The organism is Cylindrospermopsis sp. CR12, from assembly GCF_001432185.1.
Taxonomy (GTDB): Bacteria; Cyanobacteriota; Cyanobacteriia; order Cyanobacteriales; family Nostocaceae; genus Raphidiopsis; species Raphidiopsis raciborskii.
Map to the genome: position 1 here is coordinate 1 of NZ_LMVE01000051.1, position 3,326 is coordinate 3,326.

The 3,326-nt window shown below is 37.4% G+C and carries 4 protein-coding genes; 3 read left to right on the forward strand and 1 reads right to left on the reverse strand.

The window, feature by feature from the left end:
* Positions 1 to 96: 96 nt before the first annotated feature.
* The 3 genes from ASL19_RS07355 to ASL19_RS07365 are packed head-to-tail and all read left to right on the forward strand — an operon-like array spanning position 97 to position 1,955.
* Complete coding sequence (locus ASL19_RS07355) at positions 97 to 399, forward strand: energy-coupling factor ABC transporter substrate-binding protein (RefSeq protein ID WP_006277725.1); 303 nt, start codon at positions 97 to 99, stop codon at positions 397 to 399.
* Between the two features lie 19 nt (positions 400 to 418).
* A complete protein-coding gene (gene cbiQ / locus ASL19_RS07360) occupies positions 419 to 1,204 on the forward strand; it encodes a cobalt ECF transporter T component CbiQ (protein ID WP_057177841.1) in 786 nt (261 codons plus the stop codon).
* 1 nt (position 1,205) lies between these two features.
* Positions 1,206 to 1,955 carry an energy-coupling factor ABC transporter ATP-binding protein gene (locus ASL19_RS07365; protein WP_057177842.1) on the forward strand — a complete coding sequence of 250 codons (750 nt, stop codon included), beginning with the start codon at positions 1,206 to 1,208 and terminating at the stop codon, positions 1,953 to 1,955.
* 267 nt (positions 1,956 to 2,222) lie between these two features.
* Here ASL19_RS07365 and ASL19_RS07370 read toward each other — a convergent pair whose 3' ends face one another.
* Complete coding sequence (locus ASL19_RS07370; protein ID WP_057177843.1) at positions 2,223 to 3,065, reverse strand: Uma2 family endonuclease; 843 nt, start codon at positions 3,063 to 3,065, stop codon at positions 2,223 to 2,225.
* Between the last annotated feature and the right edge of the window lie 261 nt (positions 3,066 to 3,326).

Below are 3,326 nucleotides of genomic sequence, written 5' to 3' on the forward strand. Positions count from 1 at the left end.
TAATGCTTCTGAAAGTAATATAATTTTGGATATTTGATCTCAAAGTAAGTGAGTGGAATTAAGTATAGGATGAACGTAGGTTAGGAGGAAACGGTAATGAATCAGTCTCAGAAAAGGTTAATTAACTGGCTTTTGGTAGTAGGGGTAGTAATTTTAGCTGTGACACCATTAATGTTGATTCGTGATAGTGAATTTGGAGGGGCTGATAAGCAAGCAGAAAAGCTAATTACTGAAATACAACCCAAATATAAACCTTGGTTTAAATCATTGTTTGAACCCCCTAGTGGAGAAATAGAAAGTTTATTATTTGCTTTACAAGCAGCTTTGGGCGCTGGAGTAGTTGGTTATGCAATTGGGTTATATAAGGGACGTTCCCAACCGCAAAAACCCGAAGAATAAGCCAGCAAAACAATTTCCGATGATCCACCAAATAGATACTTTATCTTATACTAATAGACTACGAAAATTATCACCATGGCATAAACTTATTTTTGCGTTTACCACCCTTGCTATTTCTCTAGCTAGTGATCCACGAGTACAAATTTTAACTGTGATCTGGATGAGTATTTGGACAGTGATTTATGCCAAAATTCCAGCCAAGGTTTATTTACAGTTATTGATGTTCACCATAGTTTTTGGCTTGATGAGTTTGCCAGCACTCATAGTTAATGGTGTGAGTATTTTCGATATAGAAAGTGTCAAATTAGACTCATGGTATGGAATAACCCTAGGGAATTTTTATGTTTATATCAGTCATAATGGAACAATCCAGGCATGGAATATTTTAACTCGATCCTTATCTTCTGCTTCTTGTGTGTACTTTATAATACTGACTATTCCTTTTACAGAAATACTAGGAATTTTGCGTTACTTAGGGGTTCCCATACTGATAACGGACTTATTATTGCTGATGTATAGATTTATTTTCATTTTGTTGAGCACAGCCAATGAATTATGGACAGCACAAACTTCTCGTGGTGGTTATCGCACTGCTGGTGTGGGAATGAAAAGTTTAGCAATACTGATAGGACAACTGCTACAGCGTAGCTTACAACAATATAATCAGTTTTCTCTGGGACTGGAAGCAAGAGGTTTTGTGAGCGAATTTCGGGTTTGGCGCCAATATCGGTATAGTTTGGAACTGCGATATATAATTGAGTCAATAGTTGGTTGTGTAGTGTTAATAGGATTAAATTTTTGGTAAAATGCGGGAATATCTACTAGAGTTTAAGGAAGTATATTACAGTTATATGGAATTTCAACAATTGGCTTTAAATAGTCTAACATTGAGAATTCCATCAGGTAAGAAGTGTGCCTTGATTGGTCAGAATGGTTGTGGAAAAACAACACTCTTATTACTAGCTAATGGGTTATATAAACCCAATCGTGGGGTTGTCAGTTGGTGTGGTGAACCATTAACTTACAACCGAAATTATCTGGGTAAATTAAGACAGAAAGTTGGATTAGTTTTTCAAAATCCAGAACAACAACTAGTAGCTGCTACTGTTGAAGAAGATATATCTTATGGTTTATGTAATTTGGGTTTACCAGTGGTAGAAATTCAACAGCGGGTAGAGGAAGTATTGATAGAATTTGAGCTAACTAATTTGGCACAAACACCCACTCATCATCTGAGTTTAGGTCAAAAAAAGCGGGTTTCCATAGCAGATGTCATGGTACTAAGACCCGAATTATTATTATTGGATGAACCCACCGCATATCTGGATATTAAACAGACTCGTAATTTGATAGCAATGCTGAATAAAATTCATCAACATGGAACTACATTAGTGATGGTAACTCATGATTTGGATTTAGTTTATAGGTGGGCGGATTGGGTTTTTGTGATGGATAGAGGAAAATTAATGCTGGAAGGAAGTCCCCAGGATGTATTTGGTCAGCGGAGATTATTAGAAGAGTTGGAGTTGGGTGTACCATTAATATCTGAAATGTAAAGAAAAACTGATTGATATGTGGTGTTATTATGATGGCGAAGTAAGTGGGTCGGTGGAATTAAATATAAGATGAACGTAGGTTGGGTTGAAGTATGAAACCCAACGCCACAGGTCTCGTTACTTGACCCATCCTACAAATAATTGTGCCTCCCTACTTACCAATATTATTGTTAGATTTGCAAATTCTCAATCTCCGGAATATAGCTTGATACGGAATACTATTTCGAGTTTAATAAAGTCAACCTAACCTACATTTACATAGCCAATTTACCCAGCATCATTAGGTAAATTATGAGGATCAACTCCCTGCGATCGCAAGTAAGCTATTAACCTTTCTTTTTCCTGACGTTCCTGTTCTGCTCGTTGGCGTTCCTGTTCTGCTCGTTGGCGTTCCTGTTCTGCTCGTTGGCGTTCCTGTTCTGCTAGTTGACGTTCTTGCTTTGCTAGTTGACGTTCCTGTTCAATCAGTTCTAAAGCCCAAGGTAACAAATTACCTGTTTTATCCCACCATCGCAACCAATAGCCAGTACGTCCTTCTTTTGTACCTTGCCAAGTTCCTAAAAATAGTTCCATTGACTTAATCCAATGACGACCATTTTCGTCTGGTTGCTTTAATTCATAACGTTCATCTTCCAGTTGATAATATTCTAATAATCCTCCATCTGGATCAAAAATGATATAAATAGGAACTTGCAAAATCTGTTCATAAAAAAACCATTTTCCTGGCGGATAGGTACGTTTAAATGAGTATTCTCCACTTTCTTTATCTGACAAAAATTCCATAACCAAAGCCGGTATATCCCCTTCTAAATGGGGTGTATCGCTTTTGCGTCCTGGCAATATTTCTTTAACTGAAGGTATATATAGCCAATCTGGTGCTTTAGCGATAAATTGAGCATTTAATGTGGCACATAAAGCAAAATTAGCAGCAATTAACATCTGTGGTTGAATAAAACCACTGATTTCTAAACTTTCACATAAAGCACCTGCTAAAAGTGGTTGTCCTATATTGTCCACTGGTTCATCCTCTAGTTGAAAATCATCGGGTAACGCTTCCCATGAGATAACCAGTCCCGTCTGTGATTTACTTTCACTGAGTAGGGTTGCCATAAAAGTTACCTTTGCTCGATTTATTTTTATTCTATCAAAGCTTGTGGGAATGGAAAATTTATCTGTATTTTGTTCCCAGTGTAGGAAACCCTATTAAGTCAAAAAGGCGCAACACTTGAGGATGAACCCATCCCTGATGTTACTCTATGAAAAAAGCCCCCCACCAGGTGAGGAGCTTTTCATTTACCAGTATTGATTATTAACCGTTGATTGCGGGAGCAGTCAATGCTATAGGTGCTACTTCACCAGCAGCTAGGTCTA